The following is a 19,538-nucleotide window of genomic DNA, read 5'->3' as shown; positions in this document are numbered from 1 at the left end:
TTAGGCGGGTCCGGCTCGGCTGCTCCCATGATGCACTCCTCTGTAGGCATATCGCAGAGCGCCAGTATCCCGCCTCAGGGAGCAGCCGAATCGGAAGATCGACTTCCTGGTAAATTTTCAGTCGATCACGAAATCGAACTCACCGTCCTTGACCCCGGCGAAGAACGCCACCACCTCCTTCCGGGTGTAAATCAGTGCCGGGCCCTGCGGGAATCGGGAGTTCCTGATCGCCATGCCGCCGTCAGGCAGGGGAGCCACCTCGGCGCAGTCGCCCGCACCGTTGCTGTGCTGGCTCTTCATCCACGTCACCCCCGGGATCAGATGCGCCGCCACGCCGTTTTCCACCCGCTCCATCAGCCGTTCCCCTCGCTCGCTGGATCCAATCTCCACCCCAGCCACAGGGCGCACGCCCCTGTCTGCAATTGCACGGGGGATGGGCCGGAGACACTACTCTCAGCCACACGAGGGATCCGATGTGTTCGAAGAGAACGCCTCACCGGGGGGCATGAACAGCCATGACAGCACCAGACGGCGATTCCGCACCTGACAGGGGCAATGTCGATCCCGCCACCAGCCCCCACGCTGGCACGGAATGGCCAGTTCGGGGCTATCGAACGAGTGATTGGATGCGCGGGCTCGAACTAGGCATCAGCCCGGCCGGATTCGCCGCCCACCTGCTTGACCCGCACCCCCGCAGCGTGAGACAAGCCCGGCGCTTCCTGCAGCACTGCCTCAGCCAGTGGCAACTACCCGCACCCGTTGACAGCGCAACCCTCGTCGTGAGCGAACTCAGCACCAACGCCCTACAGCACAGCCGCACTCCGGGCTCAGGTCCCGTGTGGCTGGCCATCATCCTGTACACCGAAGAACTCATCTGCGCCGTTGCCGACCCCAGCCCCAAGCCACCGCGAACCCAATCCCTTGCCCCCCTCTCCGAAGCGGGACGAGGCCTTCATGTCATCGCTGCACTCAGTTCCTCCTGGGGATGGAGCCCATCGCCTCCCCCCGGAAAGATCGTCTGGGCGCGAATCCCGCTGTGACGTGAGGTGACTTGTCGGGCTAGCCAGGCGGCGTCGGCCGGTGCAGCGGCTCAGCCCTGGTGGGTCTGGCAGCATGCAGCCCGCGCACTCATCCGCCACGCGCGCGTACTTCAGAGGGCGGTACGTGAGCTGATGTGCGTTTCGCCATTTCGGGAGGGGTGAGCATGCCGGCCGCGGTGTCGCCGGGCGGCTACGGCCGTGGATGTGTAGACGGTGGTGGGACTCGGTACCGGAGCCCCACCACCGTCAGGAGCCGTCGTAGACCCAGGCTCGGCCGGTCTGCCTGTACTCCTCCACGGGGATCGGGGCGACTCCGGCGCGCATCCGGGCGGTGTAGAGGAGGCCGTCGAGGTGGTCGATCTCGTGGTGGATGAGGCGGGCAAGGCCGCGTTCGTACGCGGTGGTCACCGTCTCGCCGGTCAGGGCCGTGGCTTCGACGGTGATCTTCAGGGGGCGGGGGACGAGGCCGCGGACGTCGAAGAAGCTCAGGCAGCCCTCGTACTGCTCATCCACCTCGTCCGAGCGAGCGGTGATACGCGGGTTGAGCAGGATGATGGCCGGGGCGTCGCCCGGGGGCTGGACGACGGCGGCGGCCCGCGCGATGCCGATCTGAGGGGCAGCGATACCCATGCCCTTGGCGAAGGGGTGGACCTGTCCGATCCGATCCATGGCGGCGAACAGCTCGTCCGTGATGCGATCGGCCTCGTCGCGCTCGGCGGGCAGATCGAAGGCGCGGGCCGGTTCGGCGAGAATGCCGGCGCCGTGCTGGACGACACCGAGGTCTCGCATCTGCTGGCTGGGCCGCACGTCGATCACCTGAACTCCCCTTGATTCATGTTGCGTTCGGGCCGTGCCCGAAACCGCCATTCCAGACGGTACCGAGCGTGCAGGGCGGGTGCGGTCGTGATCCACGTGAATTGCCGTAGCTCACCGTCGTCACTGCGGACGGGCGGCGTCCGCAGCGGAGAGGCTTCGGCGGTCATGGACGTCTCGGTGCCCCACACAACCGGGTCGAGGGTAGCGGGGAAGGCGAGCTGGACTTCGAGCTGTTCGGTGGGCAGGCGTACGGCCCGCTGGAACCAGTTGCCCCACTTGTCGTCGCCGACGGTGTAGGCGTACTCGATCCACACGGACTCGCCCGGGTAGAGCGGGAAGCGGCCGTGTTCGTTGTCGAACACCAGCCAGACTTCCTTGAAGGCGTCGCGGTCGTGTTTCACCTGCCAGCTCATTGCCTCGCCCCGGCAGGTAGCGGTGAGGGCGAGTTCGTTCCAGGTCAGCGGGTGGGCCCGGTAGTGGGCGTTGGAGCGTTCCGGGTCGCCGGGGTAGCGGTCCACGGAGATCCGGATCAGGTAGCGGGTCACCGGCTCATCACCGGTGTTCCGCAGTCGGCGGCGCATGGTCAGCCGGTACTTGCTGCCGTCGTAGTGAAGCCGTGCCGCGTCGTGTTCGACGATGAGGGCCGATCCGGTCGCGTACGGCTGCTCGGGCCTGCGCTGGGCGGGCGGCGTGGCCGCCGGACGCCGGGCACGGGCCTTCGCCTGCTCGTAGTCGCACCAGCGCCGCCAGATCGACTTCCCGGCGTTCAGGGCCTCGTCCGCAAGGCGCGAGAACTCCTCGCTGGGCTTGTGGCGGCCCGACTCCACGTGGCTGACGTAGGACGGGTCGAAGCCCATGGCAAGCGCCAACGCCCGCTTGGACATGCCGCGTACTTCCCGCCACCGCGCCACTTCGGCCGCGTAGTCCTCGGCGGCCTGCTCGACGGTGGTCTCGTCGTCTTGCGTGCCCATCAAAGGCCGCCCCCGCGTCACTTGGTGGTGAGCATGAATGAACCGTGAGTGATCCAAGTTCATCATCCCGTCACGGCCCGCGTCGCAGGTTTCCTTCCCTCACCGGCCCGGATCGACCCTCCGGGCAACGTGAGGGAGGCGACGCATGCGCGTGCTATATCTGCTCAACATCTCCAACCCTGACCGGCTTTCGGCCGACTCGGGGTGGATCTTCGCGGACCTCCTCGCCCCGGCCCTGGCGGACGCCGGGGCCGAGGTGACCGTCGCGGCCCCGGCGGCGGCCGGGGATGCCCGCTGCGGTTTCCATCGGACGAAGGTGCCGGGAACGAAGTACCGGGCCCGCTTCTCCGCGGACATCGACGAACTGGTGACCCTGATCCGGGAGACGAGGCCGGACGCGGTGGTGGCCAACCAGATCGAGGAGGCCCCAGCGATCCGCACGGCCCTGCTGGAGGCCGGATCGGACGCACTGCTGGCCGGGTACTGCCACTACCTGCCGTTCTCCTTCACCAGCGGCGGTCAGCTCCTGCTGGATCCGTCCCTGAACGACGCAGGTCTCGGGCGTCCGGTGCTGCTGGCGTTCGCCGCCGGGCTGGCCGCCTGCGACCGGGTGATGGTCCACTCCCCCACGGCCGCCTCCTGGACCTCGGCCGCCGCCGCCCGGATGAGCGTGGACCTCGGGGAGAAGCTGCGGGTGGTGCCCGCGCCGCGCGATGACAGTCTGGTCCGCGCTCCTGCCGCCACCCAGCCCGTCTCCGCGGCCGGGGCGATCGGGATCTACAACCACCGGCTGTACGCGCACTACGGCACCGAGCAGTTCGTGCACCTGGCTCGTGACCTGGTCGCCTCCGGCCGTCTGCGGCTGCGGGTGATGGACCTGTTCGGCCGGCGCCGGGCCGAACGCACGGGCCTGGACGACAGCCCGGAGAAGATGCGCGACCAGCTTGCCGCGCTGCCGCACGTCCAGATCGTCTCCGACCGGGGTGACCGCGTCCGCTACAAGAACCTGCTCGCCGGCGCCCGCTTCGGCATCGCCCCTTTCCGCCCCGGCTGCCCCTGGTCCATGAGTGTCATCGACTGCCAGGGCATGGGCCTGCCAGTCATCTCCCCGCGCCTGGGCTGGCTCGCCGAGCACATCGACACCGAGCTGTGCTTCGACAGCCCGGCCGAGGCCGTCGCCCTGGCCGAACGCCTCGCCACCGACGACGAGTTTCACGCCCTGCACGCCAAGCGCGCTTACGCCTCCACCGCCGACTTCACCCCCGCCCTGGTCGCCGCCCGCTACCTGGAGGCCATCTCGTGACGACCGTGTTCGATGCGGTGTTCCTCTCCTACGACGAGCCGATGACCAACTCCCTTCACGCCCGCCTGCAAAGAACCCTCGGCGGCACGGTCAAGCGCCTGCACGGCGTGCACGGAATGCGCCGGGCCTACCGGCTGTGTGCCGAAGTCGTAGACCGCGAGCAGTTCTTCCTCGCCGACGGCGACTTCGCCATCGACACCGGCTTCGACCCCGCCACGGTCGAGCCGCTGGACGAAGGCGTGTCCATGCGGGTGTGGCAGGCGGTCAACCCGGTCAACGGCCTCACCTACGGCTATGGCGGACTGAAGCTGATCCGCCGCAGTGCCCTGCGCGAGATGGGCGAGGCGGTCGACGTGCTCGCCGCCCTCCCGGGCCGCATCGAGTTCGCTGGGCAGAGCGCGGGCGTCACCCGGTTCAACCAGAGCCCCTTCCACGCCTGGAAGGCCGGTTTCCGCGAGTGCGCGATGCTCGCCCGCGGCAGCGAGTACGGCATGGCCGACGACGACGCCCGCGAACGGTTGGAGGCATGGACCGCGAGCCGCGATGGGGAGTTCGCCGCCTACGCCGCTGCCGGAGCCAACGAGGGCATCGCCTTCGCCCGCGGGGCCGCCCGCGCTCCCAAACTGTTCGATCACCTCAACGACCCCACCTGGCTGCGGGACCGCTTCACCGACGCCCACGGAGACCAGGCGGTCTCGGGATGACGGGTCCGCTCGTGCTCATCGAGCCATACGCGAACCGGCTGGGCGGCCATCACCAGCGCACGCTGATCGCGCTGGCCCAGGCCCGGCCGGGCAGCCTTGTCATCGCCCCGCACGGGATCGCCCGCGAGACGGCCACGGCCCTGCGCCAGGCCGAGGCCCGGCTGGTGACCGCACCGGCGGGGCGGGCGGCGGCAGTCCTACTGAACGCCTCCCGCCTCGTGGCCGGGCTCTCCACCGCCGGGAAGCGCATCTTCCGCTCGCGCCGCTGGCCTCGCTGCCTACGGCGGCTGCCGCACCAGATCACCCTCATCGCCCGCTGCCTGGCCGAGGCATCGGCCCTGCGGACCGCCCGCCGCCTCCAGCCCGGCGCCGATGCGACGGTGATCCTGACCGCGAGCGAGGCCCTGCACGGGGCCACCGCCCTCCTCGGCGGCTTGCCGCATCTGCGGTTCGTTCACGAACAGGTCACCACCGAGGACGCTCCCCTACGGCTCCTCAGGCGCCTTGCCCGCCGCGGCGAGCGGCGCGTGATCGCGGTGTGCCCGACACGGGCGGTGGGCGATCAGATGGCGGCGGCCTTCCCCGAGCTGCCTGCGGTGGTGCGGGCCTTCGCGGTCGACGACGGCCGCCGCCTGACCGAAGCCGAACGCGAGGGTGGCCGGACGGCCTTCGACATCCGCGCCGCCGAAGCCGTGGTGTGCCTGGTGGGCGGCTGGTGGCCCTACAAGGACATCGCCGTCATCGATGCCGCCCTGGCCCGGCTGAAGGAACCGCTGCACCTCGTGGTCACCGGAGCTCCTCTCGACGAAGCCGTTCTTGAGCGGTGGCGGGGTCTCCCCGACCTGCATCTGCACACTGTGCCCGGCCCTGTCGCAGACAGCGTGCTGCGGCTGGTCTATGCCGCCGCCGATGCCGCCCTGGTCGCCCGGCACCCTGGCGTCGGCAAGGAATCCGGGCTCGTGATGGACGCCGCCCGCCTCGGTGTCCCCCTGATCGTCTCCGACCACGATGGCTCCCTCACGGGCCTGCTTCGCGGCCAGCCCTGGGCCCTGGCCTTCCCCGCCGGCTCCCCGGACGCCCTCACGAAGGCCCTGCACACCGTCATCCGCCAGCCACCCGAGCGGCCTGGCCCCGAGGCGCCGCGCCTGCTGGGCATGTGGACGGCCGCCGAGCAGGCCGACTTCCTCACCCACACCTTCGCCTCCCTGCGTATGAAGGAGTCACGATGCTGATCACGCCCCCGCCGCTGGTCGCCGTCATCGGCCCTGTCGAAGTGCCGCTGCTGGCCGCCTGGGTCCGCCACTACCGGCTCCTGGGCATCGAAAGGTTCCTCATCGCCTTCCACTTCCCCGAGCACGTCCCCGACCAGCACCAGCACGAACTCCAGGCCGCCAGCCGCGAGCTGGGCATCGCGCCCGCCGCCACCAGTACCGGCCCGTGGCACGAGCACTCGAACGGCGAGCTCAGGGACACCCTGCGGCAGCAGGCTGGGCCCGGCTGGCACCTGCTCGCCGACGCCGACGAGTTCCACCAGTACCCCGCCCCCCTGGACGAAATGATCGCCCAGGCCGAGCACGCCGGGCACCGCGTGGTGGGCGGCCTGATGCTCGACCGCGTCGCCACCTACGGCTCCTTGACCAGCTGGGACCCGCAGACCGGCCTGGACGCGACGTATCCGCTCGGCGCCTTCCTCACCCACCAGCTCCTGCGCGGCGACCCCCGCAAGATCGTGCTCGCGCACTCCAGCGTCGTGGTGGCCTCCGGCAACCACCGCGCCGAGGGCCACCGCCCCGCCAACCGGCCGCCGGTCGCCGTACACCACTTCAAGTGGCGCGACGGCGTACGACAGGACATCGAGCGGCGAGCCGTGCACTCGGCGGACGGCACCTGGAAGACCGCCTCCCCAGCCCGGCTCGCCGAGGCCCGCCGCATGCTCCAGCACCTTCACCGCCACGGCGGCCGGATCGCGGTCGACTCCCCGCACCTGGACTTCAGGCCCGTCTCACTCCAGACCGTCCCCGACTGGTGGGCGGCCAAGGCGACACGGCTGGTCACCACCTGGCGTCCCCCGACGCCGGGAACGGGTCAGAACCAGCCGGGCGCGATGACCTCCTCGCCCTCGCCCTCAGGCGGCTCGAACCGGGCGTAGAAGTCGTCGAGCGCCGACTCCGTGACGGTCAGCGCATTGGCGTCCGCACGCAGGTTGCGTTCCTCAAGACGCCGCAGCAGTTCGGCCCGCTCGACCGGGAAGTACAGCAGCCGCGGGTGACCGCCCGCCTCCTCGACGAGCTTCTTCCACTCCTCGCGGGCCGAGCGAAGCCACAGCCCGTGGTCCAGCACCGCGTCCCGGCCAGCCGCAACCAGCTCCACCAGGCGCTCACGGACCTCGGCGACCACCGGCGCCTCCAGAGCGAAGTAGTCCCGCTCCGGATAGTCCACGCCATAGCGGCCGTGCCGGGCGTGAACCTCCTCGTCCACCGACAGTCGCACCACCCCAGCCGGCTCCAGCCGCCGCCTCGCGTACGTGGTCTTGCCCGACCCGGTCAGCCCGACCAGCAGATACACAACCGGCCCGGACTCCCGCCCACGGTCGGCCGCCTGGCCGGCGTCCACCGCCTTCACCCGCGCTCTCCTCTCACACCCCAAGAACTGACTCCTGAAACCCAGCCTGCCACCCTCCCGCTCCAGAGCGCGGCCGAACAGCCACGCCCCACCTCCAGGAGACTGCCGTGATCCCTCCGCTCATGCTCAAGGCCCTGCGCGCCTACGTGCGGCACGCACCCGCCCTCGGCAAGCCCTGGCTGGCCGGACACCTGAGCGAATACCTCAAACACCACCCGCTCACCACGACCGCCCTCACCCGCACCGGCACCGTCTTCCCCGTGACGACCAGCGATGTCATTCAGCGCTACCTCTGGCTGTTCGGCACCTGGGAGCCGCACCTGACCGCATGGATGCGCCATCGCATCACCCCGGGCGACCTCGTCATCGACGTCGGCGCACACACGGGCTACTTCACGGTGCTGGCCTCCCAGCTCACCGGACCCACCGGCCGCGTCGTCGCGATCGAAGCCTCCCCTGCCTTCCACCAGGCCCTGAAGGGGAACATCGAGGCCAACGGATGCACCAACGTCCGCACCGTGAACGCCGCCGTGTCTGACACCCCGGGGAGGATGACGTACTACCTGGAGCGTTCCACCAACCTCGGCGGCACCACTGCCGTCCGCCCGCGAACCGTCGTCTCCTCCTTCGAGACGGAGGCCGCGACACTGCCGAACCTCGTCACCGATGACGAACTCGCCGCCGCCCGCCTGATCAAGATCGATATCGAGGGCGGCGAAGCGGCGGCCGTGCGCGGGCTGACCCCCGTCCTGCACCGGCTACGGCCCGAAGCCGAGCTGGTTATTGAGGTCACCCCCCAGATGCTGGCCAAGCAGGGTCAGCAGACCGACGATGTGCTTGCACCCCTGCGCGAGCAGGGCTTCCACGTCTACCGGCTGGCCAACGACTACGCCGCAGCCAGCTACCCGGCCGCCCTGCGCAGGCCCGCACCTGCCGTGCGCTGGCATGGGCCCGTCACGGAAATGAGCGACCTAGTCTTCTCCCGCACCGACGCCGAGACCCTGCCTCCCCTCATCGGACGGGCAAGGCGCTCAACAGCCAGGCTGCGGGGCCCTGGGCAGTATGAGTCTCAGCTGTACGCCCTGTACGGGCGCGTTGTCCCGACCAGTCAAGGACGACGCGCCTGACTGGGCAGACGCCGGGGGCGCTTGATGCCCCCGAGGGCTTCCCACAGCGGCTGTCCCTCCCGGCTCCACAGCTCCAGGCAGTGACGGTCCATCAGCCGAATCCCATGCCGCTCGGCCCAGTGCACAGCAGGTCCACTGAAGCGTCCGTTGGTGACCACCACGGCGACCTGGGCGCCATGGACCGGCGCCGCGGTCCCGTTGACCTGTTGCAGCACGCCGACCCCCGTGGCTCTACCTGCCCAGCCATCGCGCCGGTGCTTGCACTGGATGGCCCAGACCCGACCATCGGCATCCACGGCGCGCACGTCGCAGGCATCGTCACCGGCACCGCCGACTCGCTCGGCCGTGAATCCGTCCCGCCGCATCAGATCGCGTACCGCGTATTCGAAGGCCCGGTGGTCCGACTCGTCCAGTTCGGACAGCTGCATCCGCAGCCCTTGCGCTCGACGCTCTTCCCACCTGCGGCGCTGCTCTGCCGCCGCCCCGAAGAAGACCACGAGCATCAGTCCTGCCTGCGGCAGGACGGCATATATCCCCCAGTGATCGTTCAGCCAGGCGCCCAGCCAGACGAAGAAGCCGATGAACCCAGCGCCTCCGATGACCGCCGCTACGGCGAGTGAAGCGAACTGCAGCTTCTTGCGCCTCTCCAGCAGACGCTCATGCTCGTCCTCGCTGATGCCGTGAGGCATGGACATCCTCAACGCCGCACACGCGTCCGCAAGATGTCCACGGAACTCGGCGAGCTTGCCGCTGAGCCCTGCCCGCGCCCTGCCTCGCGCACCCTCTCCAACCACACGACCCCCTCGGTCAGTTGCTGTTCCCGCACAACGATTCAGTGGACCACAGCGCACTGACAGTGCAGCCATACTCGGGATGGTCTACGAGCCGGCCGTGGTAGTCGTGACCGCCGAACACGACGGCACCGGAGCTGGTCAGCTCACCGAGTGGCCGCAGTTCTCCCACTTCGACCCACACCGCCATGCTGTCCACGCCGCGAGCCCAAAGGCCATCGACGGCCACGGCACGCTCGACGCGGACACCCGGCACGAGGCTGGCTGGAGGGTCGGGGCCCTGGGATGCCCCTGAGCCCTTTCTCACCGCCACGGTCCCGTCCTGGTGAAATACCTGATCACAGGTCCGTGAGCTGCGTGTCTCACGGGGGCAAAGGGGCTGAAGGGGCTGAAGGGGCTGATGAGCCCCGAGGCCCTGCGGCATCCGGGCACGGGCCGGTTATCCACAGGCCCGCACACCTCCCGCCGCCGGGCCGTACGGTGCTGCCCTGACTGATCACAAGCACGGGGGTGCGCAATGACGTACAGAGTCGAGTTGGCGGTCCAGGTGGAGGACGCGCTGGCCACATTGCCCGACGCCGGACGGCAAGAAGTCATGGAGACGATCGCGGCAGCGCTCGTCCGGCTAGATGCGTGGCCGGACCCAGGTGGATGGGATGCCGCTGTGCGATTCGGCTCCCGCTCCTGGGTGATGTTCTCTGCCTACCTGGACGGCATCGACATCATCGATGTGGGGTGGGTCGGCTGTGGGGATGCTTGGTTCCCCATGCCTTAGGAATGGCAAAGAGGGACGTCACAGGATGCCCGTTAGTGAACAGCTTTATCCTGATGTGCATGCTTGTGGGCAACGTATCTCCCCGTGCGCTAGGGTGGGGTTAGAAGCCCTTGGGAGGGCTGCCGGGAAGAAGGTCGGAACCAGGAAACTGGATCCCTCCACCCACAGAGGTGGTTGTGGCCCCCGGGAGTCCCCTCAGGGGCTTCTTATTGGTCACGGCCGTTGCCACGCTGGCCACCAGATCCGTCCGGTGACGAAGGAATCGTCTCCGATGACCTTCACTCCACGGCCCATGATCCGTCCATCATACGAGCGTCGCAGCTGATGTTTGCACAGCAGGAGGTTCTCAGCGCAGGACGTGTCACGAGGATCTCCGGAGAGCGCGGCGTTGAGAAGGCCGGCGTGCAGATCGGCGAGCTGAATGCCGTCGCGTTCGGTGGATTCCCAAGTGGGAGGCCATTTGATCAAAGACCATGGAACCTGGTAGGTCTCGCAGTTTCCCCGGCGGACGTAGTCGAGGTGGCTCTCAGATGTGGAGTGATTCATGTGCTTGACCGCTCCGAGACGCACGACAGCGAGCCGCCTCCCTCCAGGCCATTCGCGTGCCGCCAGAGCAACGCGCTCCAGGAGAAGACGAGTTGTGTAGTTGTAGAACAGCTCCTTGCTCTGGCTCATGCCCCAGTCTTTGTGCATGGTCTCTTTGTGGGCGATGACATGGATGACCATGACGCTGCGCATGCGAGACAGAGCGAGCGCCGCCTGGCGGCGTCTCTCCGGCCTTTTCGCTTTGAAGTGCTCCACCCAGTGGAGCGGCTTGTGCCGGGCTTCGGGTGGGCCGCTGTGTACAACGCTGCGCAGGCCTCCAGCGGTTACCTTGACGAACCATTCCTCCTCCTGCGGCACGATTAGCGCCGTCATGGCGAAGAACGGGGACTTCCCTCGGGACTTGTCACTGAAGCCCCGGTCGCCAGTCTCGTCAACATAGACGTGAAGGCGCGGCAGCTGGCCGACACTCGCGGTCCCGAAGCCCGTCGGCATCATGGCTGCCTGGCGTATCTGAGGCGGGCGCACACGGGCGCTCTACGGTAACTCTGCACCACGGGAGGCCAGTTCCCCTCTGGTCTTGCCCTCGGCGGAGTCCCGTCCGTCGAGGGCACACATGACTATCGACCGACCGTTAGCCCCCAGTAGCACATCTGGTGACACAACGTTACACCCGATGGAAGACTTGTCGGGTAATTCATATGAGGTACCCGTGAGTTGCCATTAAGCGACCGAACAGGCGCCCGCCTCGACGGCGGGTGCCCGTCGTGCCCCTAGGCGGCTGGAAGGGCTTCGCCTCCCAGCCTGTTGACGAGCCAGTCCAGGCCCTTCGGGGTGAAGAAAGTCTGCTCCACCCACTGGTATCCCGCTTGGACTAGCTTCACTTCCGCTCGCCCGGCTTTGATGTGGTCCTCGTAGGGCAGCCGCGGGTTCTGCACCTGGAGGAAGTGGATATCCCTCCGCCGCAGGAGCTCCATGAACTTCGTCCGGCCGAGTCCGCCTGTGATCTTCGTCAGGGCCTTCGCCGCGCAGCCCATGTCGATCAAGCCGTCGGAATTGCAGAACGCGTCCCACCTGCCTGCTTTGGGGGCCGCGATAGCAAGCTCCTTCTTCGTGGTGACGAGTTCGCGTGCAGCCTCTACGTACCTCTCCGCCAGGGCCAGGACGCCCTCAGAGCTGGAGACGTCCGGGACCGACTGCTGCGCCGCCTCTGCCTCGCGAGTTTTGACCGCGAAGTAGGTCTTGGCCGCAGCGACCTCCGGCTTCCGCCCGTCGCCGGCCAGTGCGACGTGGTACGCCCCGAAGCGCGTGAGGCGATAGTCGGCCACGCTCTGCTTGCCCCAGCGACCGCCCGGCATCAGTCGCACGGCACCGCGAAAGTGATCGAGCGGATCCAGACCCGTGGCGGTGATCGTCTCCTGGGCCCGCCGTATGACATCTTCGAAGCGCTCCCAGCGCTCGTAGCCCATGAGCTGCTGGAGGTCGCGTGCGGACCAGCGTTCCTCGCCCTTGTGATCCAAGAGCATGATCCGGTCGAAAGGACTAGACCCCCCACTGGCCCCATCGTCGGGGGGCACGGTAGTGTCCAAGTTGGACAAGGTAGAACTCCCTTGAATTCCTGGCTCGCGGCGGCTGGTACCCGCACGTGAGCTGTCCGGGCCGCCTTCACTTCGAAGGCGGCCTTATGACATTCAGGTTACGGGAGAGCCCTGACAGAGAGTCACCCTTTCCGGCGGCATCGAGTGTCAGCCACCCGGGGGGAACCCTGGATTCCAAGGGAAAGGCCAGTTGGCGTCAGGCACTCCATGCCACGCAAGTCCGATTCATTCACCTTCATCCTGTGCGTTTGTGATGGATGTCTCGCAGTGGCGACTGAACGCTAGCCGCTTATCCTTCGAACTGTAGGGGGCGCCGCCGACCACCGCTGATTACGTACCGTGGTGAGCGACCTGTTAGCGGCTTGCCGGACAGCTGACTCAAGGGCGCAGGACCGGACGTAGCGGTCAGGGCTCACGCTGTCTCCGTTCGTTCTTGCGACTGGTCACACGCCAGAGGAAGCCGCCACGATGGGATTTGCAGGGTGGGAGCCAAGGGGATGGATATGGACGCGGATTGGGCTGCAGTAATCGCGGCTGCCGTCGGCTTGGTCGGAGCCTTGGGCGGTGCGGCCGTTGGCGGAGTTGCGGCTGTCCGCGGTGCTCGGGAAGGAGCGGAACGAGCGGAACGAGCAGCGATGCAGCAGTCGCAGCACCAGGCCCATACCCAGCACGAGCACTGGCTTCGGCACCGAGTGCCGTATTCCCACGTGATGATGGCTACCAAAGAGTGTCAGCGCTAGCTAATTCACGTTGCGACTGACATCGAGCAGGGTACTGAGGGTGTCCAGATAGCAGAGACGATGCGCTCCCCATCTGCGGCCCGGAGGGATCTCCGTGAGCGCGTGGTCGAAGCGACTCTGGTCAGCCGTGCGGGGATCTTGGAGGCCCTCAACGCGCTCTTGGTGGTTCACAATGATGCATACGTTTACCTGAAGTCACTGAAAAACCAGGACCTGGTGCGCGGACTCCGACATCCCTGAGGTCCGCCAGCTCGCCGTCACGGTCGACCGCTGGTGGTCCGAGATCGAAGCGTTCATCACCACCGGCCACAGCAACGCCAAGAGCGACGGCATCAACCGCGTGATCAAGCTCGTCGCCAGGGCTGCCCACGGCTTCCACAACCCAGCCAACCAGCGCCTACACACACGCTGCGTCACCACCCGCCGAGCCCGCGGGCACCTCCGCACCGCTCAACTTTGAAGACCCGCTCAACTCAGTGGTGTTCCGCACCAGCGGACAGGATCTAACCACCGCTGGCACCTACATCGAGATGACCTCTAAATAGCAGCAGGGCGGTGGTCGGCGGCATGAACAGCGGTCGGCGACGCCGACCGGGATCAGAAGCAGGGCCAGGGGCCAGACGGGCGTAGAGGCTGGCACCAGGCTGAGGATCACGCAGCCCAGGGCCATGACGGTCAGTCCGGTGGCGATGGTCCGGCGGGTGCCAAGCCGCTCGGCGATCCGGGCGATGCGACCGGTCTATCCCCCAAGTGCCTTGCGGATCAGGTCGCGCAGCGCGCGGGCGCTGGTGATGGCGCGGTTGTCGGCGTCGGATCCCATGACGATGAATTCATCAAGATGGGGCCAGTCAACCACGTGGTCCAAGAGTCGCAGCGAGCCGGCATCACCCTCGGCGAAGGCCTCGGCGCAGCTGACGCAGACATTGCGTATCAGATCGACGATGGCGTGCCGGAAGAGTCGTGGCGCCATCGCATCGTCCTGCCAGTAGGTGACTTCGCTAATCGCCTCGTCCCACTTCGCCTGCCCGGCCAGGGCTTCGACGAGGCGGCGCCGGGTCTCCACTTCGAGTGGCCCCGATACCCCCTGATCCAGCAGCCCTCGGCAGTACGATTCCGCTTCGGCGTGGCGGTTGTTGCGCAAGCAGTCCTCTGCCTGCTCCAGTGCTCCGTATTGCGCGGCGTAGGGAGTCGGCTCGATTCTCGACTCCAGGTCCGTGAAGGCCTCGGCGAGGAGCGCGAGCCGTGGCGACAGGGCCTCCGGGACGCTCGATCCCTGGAGCAGCAGCCGCGAGTCGATGGCGAGTTTCATGGCGGCCTTGGGATACTCGAACACCCATGACTGCGCCTGGTAGAGGACGAACTCCAGATGAGCTACCGCCTCTTCCAGTGTGGTCTTCAGCGTCGGGCGTCTGTCATTGCCGAGCTCATAAACCTGGATGCGCATGACAGCCAAAGCAAACCGTGTTTGAACGACGAGTGCGTCATTGTCCGAGCCAGCTCTCGCCAGGAAGTCGAGCTCTCGCAGGTAAAGCTCCTCGGCTCGCACCACGTCCCCCTGCAGGTAGTAGGGCGCGGCAAGGTTTCCACAGATGAGGGCCGCGCGTTCGCTCGGCAGGTCGAGGCGGTCGATGTGTTCCAGGAGCATCTCGGCGTGCGACTGCATGACGCGTACCCGCTCCAACTCGCCCAGCTGCACGGGGCCAGTGAGCCAGCGCTCCATGTGCCCGGCCAGTTGATCGACCGCTGTGGCCTGCGCCGGGTGCCTCGACAGGCGTTCTCGCATTAGCTCCTGACTGACCGTATTGACGGACAGAGAGCGGTCGGCCCCGGGCATCGTCTCGCCGTACGAGGGCGGCAAGGGGAGATCGTTCTTGATGAGTGAGAAGCGGGCCAGCTCGCGCAGCGCCTCACCGATGTTCACCGTCTCCGGGGGAATGAGCACGGGGCCGCGGTGCTTGGCGTCGAGGTCCTCGACCCTGCTGATCGCCGCGGCGAGGAGGAGATGCGCGGGGATCTGCTGGGAGGCCAGGTAGGCGGCCGCATAGAACATCTGCACGGCCACGGCGGCGACATCGAGGACCGTGCCGGGCCGGATCCGTGCCTCGATCTGTTCGATGCACATGGTGTGGGCGGCCGCGAGGCTTCGGGGATAGCCGAGCGGCACCATCTCCTCATCCGCGTAGGAGCGCAGCTTGAGGGCCTTGAGGTAGTGGTCGACCTGGTCGAGTCCGAGCCCGCATGTATAGAGGTAGCCGGCGCCGAGCTCCAGGGCCAGGGGCCAGTCGCCCAGTTCGCGTGCCAGCCGGTCCAGTGCGCCCTGCCACGGGGCCTCGTCGGCATCGTCCAGGTGAAGACGTCGGGTCAGGAGCTGGACGGATTCGGGGCGTTCCATGGCCGATACGTGTACGACCTCGCCGGGGCCCAGGTTGGTGGCCGCGTTCAGCGTGGTGACGATGACATCGCCCCGGCTCGCTGTGGGTACCCACGGCTCGGCCTGCCGCATCACGGCCACGTTGTCGAAGACCAGCAGCCAGCGGCCGGGCAGTCGGCCCAGGGCGCGCTGCACCGCCTGCTGCGTTTGTTCGGGCCGGGCTTCAGGGCGAGCGGCGGCGTTGGGGTCCAGCGCGTCCAGTACCCGCAGGAACGAGCCATGGGTTGAGGCTGTCGTCTCGCAGTCGATCCAGCCGATGAAGTCGTAGGCGTCGGCCCGCTCGGCGATGTAGAGGGCAGCGGCGCTGGACTTGCCGATTCCCGACGGTCCCACGAGGGTTGCCCGTCGCGTCGGCTGCTTGTGCGTGGCGGGGAAAGCGGCGAGCAGCGGCTCGATGAGGCGAGGCCGACGCACGTCGGGGATAGCCGGGATCTTTCCCGCGATGGTGCCCCAGTCGCGGGTTCCGATCGACTGCGCCAACGTCTGCGCATCAACAAGGATCAGGCTGCGCAGCTCGGCCAGGGAGAAGGCTGCCGACTCGCCGGTCATATCGGCCGCGCGGCCATGGATCTCGGAGATGAGGTATCCGGTGAGCAGCCCGGCTGATGCGTCCCCCAGCCCTTGATGCGCGCGATTGCGGATGCCGCGCAGACAGTTACGCAGTTCTTCGAGGATCTCGCTGTCATCGCGCGCGTCGAACTCGAGGCGGCAGCGAGCCAGCCGGGCAAGGCCGTCGGCGCTCAGCCTCGTCAGCTGGTCGCGGCGCTGGGGCGCGTCGTGGAAGAGTTCCAGCAGGGTGTCGAGCAGCATGTGCGGTTCGAACCTTGCGGACAGGACTTCTTCGAGGCGGTCCCCCCTGGCCCCCGGGCGGGCATTGGTCAGCAGGCAGTATCGGCCCGCCTCCTGACTGCCGTTGAGCATGTCCAACAGGACGCCCAGCGCCAGAGCACCGCTCATGGAACCACCCGCGACCCGGCTCTTGACCTGAACCGCCTCACGCACCGTCCCGTCCGCGCCCACCACATCGAAATCGACCTTGTCCACCACCGTGTCACCGGGCGGCGGGCCCTCCACCCGGACGCACGCAACCTCCGGATCGTCGATCACCGCAACCAGCCGCTCCAGGGTGCGCAGGTACTGGTAGTGAAACCCCCGCGCCGCGCCGCGTCCCCCGTCCATGCCCGTGCACCCCTTCCAGTTTGGCGCGCCAGGCGGCCTGGCCACGACGGCGATGATCAGCCCTCAAGGCTAGGGGAGCACGGCAGCACCTGAAGGCACCTGCCGATTCTGGCCTGATCACGCTCCCGCGGGCAGACGAACGTGAACCTCTCTCTCCCACACCCTGGCCACCCGCCCCTCCCGGGCCAGAGCCAGCACCGCGGCGGGGTGTCTGCAGACGCGCCGGGCGAACACGGCCTCCGTCTCACAGCGCCTCCACCCACTCGACGGGCTCACACGTGAGGTCCGCAACTGCCTCACCCGAGGGCGCCCGCACATGGCGGACGGCCGCGTCCTGCGGGGGTTCGGGGACGGTGGCGGCGCAGGGGATCGCGGCGGCGCACGCAGCGCAGGCATCCGCAAGGTGCCAGGTGAGGCCGCGGTCCGCCCGGATCAGCAGGAGCCGCAGAGGACCGGAACAGGGCCCCTGGCGCCCGTGCCACACACAGGCCTTCTCCCGGCACTGGCAGGTACGCAAGTACGCCGGCAGCCGGGACTCGACGAGGTGGCCCGCAAGATGCCGGCGGACCTGCACGACCCCATCAGCCCCCACGGCCACGAACGACTGCGGGCAGGCACTGCACGTCAGCACGGGCCGCCCCGCCGAACTGCTGATCGTGACGGTCCAGGCGCGTGCGGACAGGGCCATGGACATCGGTCCTCCAAGCCGTGAGCAGTCAGCCGCCGACCCTGCGTCCGGGCGGCTCCGGGCGCAGACACCGTAGTGCAGACCCCTGCCCTACCGGAGCCAGTCCGTACCGACGCAAACAGGGCAGAGGTCTGCACTGTCGGGGCAGGGGTCTGCACCGTCGGATAGATCCGTGACGATCATCCCGCCGCCGGAGCCCGACCCGACGGCACTCAGGCACTCTCTCGCTCGCCTGCGTGCGCAGCGCAGGTGGAGCTATGACGAGCTCGCTGCGCACAGCGGTCTGTCCCGCCGGACGCTGATCGAGATCGAGCAGGGCCGCACGATCGGCACGCTCGCCACTTGGCACGCTCTCGCCCACGCCTTCTCCATCCCGCTGGGCGAGCTCCTGGATCCGCTGTGCGCGGGACACGAACCTCCGATGTCCGACGCCTGAGCACAGCCGCCCGTCGGCCACCCGAACGTGATGGCACTCTCGTGCATGCGTCCTGGATTCGGATTCTTGTCGCCGTCTTGTCACCGCATCGGGCGGACCGGGCGGCGCGTACGTAAGACACGGGCGGATGCGTTGGCACTTTTTGACTCCGGCACCTGCCCAGGGTGCGGCCCTTTCCCTGCGCCCACGTGTCTGTGGCGTGGGCTTCGAGCTTCCGGAGAGATCTGTTCCATGCCCTTTTCCCCGACCGACGAACAGACCGCCGCCCTGGAGGCGTTCCGCAGCGGTGGCCATCTCGCCATCCAGGCCGGCGCAGGCACAGGCAAGACGTCCACGCTCGTCTTCCTCACGGAACAGATGCCGCTGCGGCGTGGGCGATACCTCGCCTTCAACCGGGCCATCGCCCTGGACGCCGCCGCCCGCTTTCCCTCGGCGGTCCAGTGCAAGACGGCCCACTCGCTGGCCTACGCCGCGCTCGGCCACCGCTTCCGCGGCCGCCTGAATGCTCCTAGGCGGCCTGGCTGGCGGATCGGGCAGGACCTGGGCCTTAACACCCCGGCCTACATCGGCCGGGCGGGGCTGATGCCGGCCACGCTGTCCAACGCCACGCTGCGGACGGTCACCCGCTTTTGCCAGTCGGCCGACATGCAACTGGCCCACCATCACGTTCCGCGCCTGCGGGGCCTGGACGACGAGGACCATGCGGAACTGGCCGACCTGATCCTGCCGTACGCGGCGAAGGCGTGGACCGATCTTCAGGACCCCTACGGCGGCGCGGTCCGTTTCGAGCACGACCATTACCTGAAGATGTGGGCCCTGACCGAGCCCGTCCTGCACGGCGACTTCCTCCTGCTGGACGAGGCCCAGGACACCAACCCCGTCCTCGAGCAGATCGTCCTGGCCCAGCAGGACCGCACTCAGATCGTCATGGTCGGTGACTCGGCACAGGCCATCTACGGCTGGCGCGGCGCCCGGGATGTGATGGCGCGATTCACCGGCCAGCACCTCACGCTCACCCGCTCCTTCCGCTTCGGCCCCACGCTCGCCACGGAGGCCAACCGCTGGCTCACCCTCAGCAACGCTCCCATCCGGCTGACCGGGACATCCGACATTCCCACCACGATCGGATCCGGCGCCGGGCGCCCGGATGCAGTCCTGTGTCGGACCAACATCGGCGCGATGACCGAGGTCCTCGCACTCATCGCCGCCGGCATCGCAACGGCGCTGGTCGGCGGGGGTGACTCCCTGCGCGCCCTGGCATGGGCCGCCCGCGACCTCATCCAGGGACGCCGCGCCCACCACCCCGAACTCGTGCTGTTCACCACCTGGACGGCGCTGCGCGACTACGCCGAGCACGACCCCGCCGGCAGCGACCTGCAGCCCTTCGCCAACCTCGTCGACGAGCACGGCCCGGAGGCCATCCTGCAAACCGTCGACCGACTCGTTCCCGAAGACGCGGCCGAAGTCACCGTCTCCACCGCCCACAAGGCCAAGGGCCGGGAATGGGCCCGGGTACGCATCGCACCCGACTTCACGCCGCCCGCCGACACCGATGAGGTCGACGCCCAGGGCCACCCCGTTCCCCAGCCCGTCGATGAGGCAGAAGCCCGCCTGGCGTACGTCGCCGTCACCCGGGCCCGCCACCACCTGGACCCCATCGGCCTGGCCTGGATCAACCAGCACCCCGACAACCCGGCCTGAACCGTGAGCCCCAACTCCCCGGTGCACGCCGCAGCCTCACCCGGCAGACCGCCGAAGACGACGCAGCGCTGGC

The 19,538-nt window shown here is 68.2% G+C and carries 19 protein-coding genes and 1 pseudogene; 11 read left to right on the top strand and 9 right to left on the bottom strand.

Annotated features, from left to right (window positions below):
• Positions 1-117: 117 nt before the first annotated feature.
• On the bottom strand, positions 118-354 hold the full coding sequence (locus tag AQI88_RS29815; protein ID WP_067005030.1) for a DUF397 domain-containing protein: 237 nt from the start codon (positions 352-354) through the stop codon (positions 118-120).
• A gap of 161 nt (positions 355-515) precedes the next feature.
• Between AQI88_RS29815 and AQI88_RS49140 the strand changes: the two genes are divergently transcribed.
• On the top strand, positions 516-1,040 hold the full coding sequence (locus tag AQI88_RS49140; RefSeq protein ID WP_079057879.1) for an ATP-binding protein: 525 nt from the start codon (positions 516-518) through the stop codon (positions 1,038-1,040).
• 246 nt (positions 1,041-1,286) lie between these two features.
• On the opposite strand, the gene AQI88_RS47145 is transcribed toward AQI88_RS49140, so the two are convergent.
• Both AQI88_RS47145 and AQI88_RS47140 read right to left on the bottom strand, forming a co-directional pair.
• Positions 1,287-1,856 carry a peptide deformylase gene (locus AQI88_RS47145; RefSeq protein ID WP_067005028.1) on the bottom strand — a complete coding sequence of 190 codons (570 nt, stop codon included), beginning with the start codon at positions 1,854-1,856 and terminating at the stop codon, positions 1,287-1,289.
• A complete protein-coding gene (locus AQI88_RS47140) occupies positions 1,853-2,827 on the bottom strand; it encodes a helix-turn-helix domain-containing protein (RefSeq protein ID WP_067005026.1) in 975 nt (324 codons plus the stop codon). The genes AQI88_RS47145 and AQI88_RS47140 overlap by 4 nt, the downstream gene beginning before the upstream one ends.
• A gap of 145 nt (positions 2,828-2,972) precedes the next feature.
• On the opposite strand from AQI88_RS47140, the gene AQI88_RS29800 reads away from it, so the two are divergent.
• Genes AQI88_RS29800 through AQI88_RS29785 form a run of 4 tightly spaced genes read left to right on the top strand, consistent with a single transcriptional unit; the run spans position 2,973 to position 6,983 of the window.
• The gene (locus AQI88_RS29800) at positions 2,973-4,130 is read left to right on the top strand and encodes a glycosyltransferase (RefSeq protein ID WP_067005024.1); all 1,158 of its coding nucleotides are present in this window, start codon (positions 2,973-2,975) and stop codon (positions 4,128-4,130) included.
• Complete coding sequence (locus AQI88_RS29795) at positions 4,127-4,834, top strand: hypothetical protein (RefSeq protein WP_244184386.1); 708 nt, start codon at positions 4,127-4,129, stop codon at positions 4,832-4,834. Before AQI88_RS29800 ends, AQI88_RS29795 begins: the two co-directional genes overlap by 4 nt.
• Positions 4,831-6,066, top strand: a complete 1,236-nt coding sequence (locus AQI88_RS29790; RefSeq protein ID WP_067005022.1) for a glycosyltransferase — start codon at positions 4,831-4,833, stop codon at positions 6,064-6,066. The genes AQI88_RS29795 and AQI88_RS29790 overlap by 4 nt, the downstream gene beginning before the upstream one ends.
• The gene (locus AQI88_RS29785; protein WP_067005020.1) at positions 6,060-6,983 is read left to right on the top strand and encodes a glycosyltransferase family 2 protein; all 924 of its coding nucleotides are present in this window, start codon (positions 6,060-6,062) and stop codon (positions 6,981-6,983) included. Before AQI88_RS29790 ends, AQI88_RS29785 begins: the two co-directional genes overlap by 7 nt.
• Here the strand turns inward: AQI88_RS29785 and AQI88_RS29780 are convergent.
• On the bottom strand, positions 6,920-7,456 hold the full coding sequence (locus AQI88_RS29780; RefSeq protein ID WP_244184384.1) for a P-loop nucleotide/nucleoside kinase family protein: 537 nt from the start codon (positions 7,454-7,456) through the stop codon (positions 6,920-6,922). The two genes, AQI88_RS29785 and AQI88_RS29780, sit on opposite strands and share 64 nt — an antisense overlap.
• A gap of 107 nt (positions 7,457-7,563) precedes the next feature.
• Here AQI88_RS29780 and AQI88_RS29775 point away from each other — a divergent pair, with 107 nt between their 5' ends.
• Complete coding sequence (locus AQI88_RS29775) at positions 7,564-8,583, top strand: FkbM family methyltransferase (protein WP_067005018.1); 1,020 nt, start codon at positions 7,564-7,566, stop codon at positions 8,581-8,583.
• Here AQI88_RS29775 and AQI88_RS29770 read toward each other — a convergent pair.
• On the bottom strand, positions 8,565-9,272 hold the full coding sequence (locus tag AQI88_RS29770; RefSeq protein ID WP_067005016.1) for a restriction endonuclease: 708 nt from the start codon (positions 9,270-9,272) through the stop codon (positions 8,565-8,567). The two genes, AQI88_RS29775 and AQI88_RS29770, sit on opposite strands and share 19 nt — an antisense overlap.
• Before the next feature lie 184 nt (positions 9,273-9,456).
• Here AQI88_RS29770 and AQI88_RS29765 point away from each other — a divergent pair, with 184 nt between their 5' ends.
• Together AQI88_RS29765 and AQI88_RS29760 are read left to right on the top strand one after the other, a co-directional pair.
• Positions 9,457-9,669, top strand: coding sequence for a hypothetical protein (locus AQI88_RS29765; RefSeq protein ID WP_067005014.1), 213 nt, complete (start codon positions 9,457-9,459; stop codon positions 9,667-9,669).
• Positions 9,670-9,891: 222 nt separating this feature from the next.
• On the top strand, positions 9,892-10,149 hold the full coding sequence (locus tag AQI88_RS29760) for a hypothetical protein (RefSeq protein ID WP_067005012.1): 258 nt from the start codon (positions 9,892-9,894) through the stop codon (positions 10,147-10,149).
• A gap of 213 nt (positions 10,150-10,362) precedes the next feature.
• Here the strand turns inward: AQI88_RS29760 and AQI88_RS29755 are convergent, their stop codons facing one another.
• Both AQI88_RS29755 and AQI88_RS29750 read right to left on the bottom strand, forming a co-directional pair.
• Complete coding sequence (locus tag AQI88_RS29755; RefSeq protein WP_067005011.1) at positions 10,363-11,190, bottom strand: DUF3800 domain-containing protein; 828 nt, start codon at positions 11,188-11,190, stop codon at positions 10,363-10,365.
• A gap of 275 nt (positions 11,191-11,465) precedes the next feature.
• Entirely contained in the window at positions 11,466-12,281 is an 816-nt protein-coding gene (locus tag AQI88_RS29750) for a phage antirepressor KilAC domain-containing protein (RefSeq protein ID WP_159050429.1), read from the bottom strand.
• A 972-nt stretch (positions 12,282-13,253) separates the two neighbouring features.
• On the opposite strand from AQI88_RS29750, the pseudogene AQI88_RS49135 reads away from it, so the two are divergent.
• Positions 13,254-13,490: pseudogene (locus AQI88_RS49135) on the top strand (transposase); the annotation flags it as partial.
• Positions 13,491-13,769: 279 nt separating this feature from the next.
• Here AQI88_RS49135 and AQI88_RS29740 read toward each other — a convergent pair.
• Together AQI88_RS29740 and AQI88_RS29735 are read right to left on the bottom strand one after the other, a co-directional pair.
• Positions 13,770-16,640 carry a hypothetical protein gene (locus tag AQI88_RS29740; protein ID WP_067005005.1) on the bottom strand — a complete coding sequence of 957 codons (2,871 nt, stop codon included), beginning with the start codon at positions 16,638-16,640 and terminating at the stop codon, positions 13,770-13,772.
• Between the two features lie 244 nt (positions 16,641-16,884).
• On the bottom strand, positions 16,885-17,328 hold the full coding sequence (locus AQI88_RS29735; protein ID WP_159050428.1) for a hypothetical protein: 444 nt from the start codon (positions 17,326-17,328) through the stop codon (positions 16,885-16,887).
• A 172-nt stretch (positions 17,329-17,500) separates the two neighbouring features.
• Here AQI88_RS29735 and AQI88_RS29730 point away from each other — a divergent pair, with 172 nt between their 5' ends.
• Positions 17,501-17,764 (top strand): helix-turn-helix transcriptional regulator, encoded by a 264-nt coding sequence (locus AQI88_RS29730; protein ID WP_067005001.1) that lies wholly within the window; start codon positions 17,501-17,503, stop codon positions 17,762-17,764.
• Positions 17,765-17,995: 231 nt separating this feature from the next.
• A complete protein-coding gene (locus tag AQI88_RS29725) occupies positions 17,996-19,465 on the top strand; it encodes a UvrD-helicase domain-containing protein (RefSeq protein ID WP_067004999.1) in 1,470 nt (489 codons plus the stop codon).
• Positions 19,466-19,538 lie beyond the last annotated feature (73 nt).

Origin of the sequence: Streptomyces cellostaticus (assembly GCF_001513965.1) — a bacterium.
In the GTDB taxonomy this organism is placed as follows: domain Bacteria; phylum Actinomycetota; class Actinomycetes; order Streptomycetales; family Streptomycetaceae; genus Streptomyces; species Streptomyces cellostaticus.
Note: the sequence above shows the minus strand (reverse complement) of the source record. Positions and strands in the feature narration are given on the sequence as shown.

Excerpts from the sequence above, each read along its gene's own strand:
- AQI88_RS29815 (WP_067005030.1), bottom strand. The coding sequence starts at position 354 with ATGGAGCGGGTGGAAAACGGCGTGGCGGCGCATCTGATCCCGGGGGTG.
- AQI88_RS29725 (WP_067004999.1), top strand. The coding sequence starts at position 17,996 with ATGCCCTTTTCCCCGACCGACGAACAGACCGCCGCCCTGGAGGCGTTC.
- AQI88_RS29760 (WP_067005012.1), top strand. The coding sequence starts at position 9,892 with ATGACGTACAGAGTCGAGTTGGCGGTCCAGGTGGAGGACGCGCTGGCC.
- AQI88_RS29800 (WP_067005024.1), top strand. The coding sequence starts at position 2,973 with ATGCGCGTGCTATATCTGCTCAACATCTCCAACCCTGACCGGCTTTCG.
- AQI88_RS29735 (WP_159050428.1), bottom strand. The coding sequence starts at position 17,328 with ATGGCCCTGTCCGCACGCGCCTGGACCGTCACGATCAGCAGTTCGGCG.
- AQI88_RS29755 (WP_067005011.1), bottom strand. The coding sequence starts at position 11,190 with ATGATGCCGACGGGCTTCGGGACCGCGAGTGTCGGCCAGCTGCCGCGC.
- AQI88_RS29765 (WP_067005014.1), top strand. The coding sequence starts at position 9,457 with ATGGTCTACGAGCCGGCCGTGGTAGTCGTGACCGCCGAACACGACGGC.
- AQI88_RS29770 (WP_067005016.1), bottom strand. The coding sequence starts at position 9,272 with ATGCCTCACGGCATCAGCGAGGACGAGCATGAGCGTCTGCTGGAGAGG.
- AQI88_RS29785 (WP_067005020.1), top strand. The coding sequence starts at position 6,060 with ATGCTGATCACGCCCCCGCCGCTGGTCGCCGTCATCGGCCCTGTCGAA.
- AQI88_RS29740 (WP_067005005.1), bottom strand. The coding sequence starts at position 16,640 with ATGGACGGGGGACGCGGCGCGGCGCGGGGGTTTCACTACCAGTACCTG.
- AQI88_RS49140 (WP_079057879.1), top strand. The coding sequence starts at position 516 with ATGACAGCACCAGACGGCGATTCCGCACCTGACAGGGGCAATGTCGAT.
- AQI88_RS29790 (WP_067005022.1), top strand. The coding sequence starts at position 4,831 with ATGACGGGTCCGCTCGTGCTCATCGAGCCATACGCGAACCGGCTGGGC.
- AQI88_RS47140 (WP_067005026.1), bottom strand. The coding sequence starts at position 2,827 with ATGGGCACGCAAGACGACGAGACCACCGTCGAGCAGGCCGCCGAGGAC.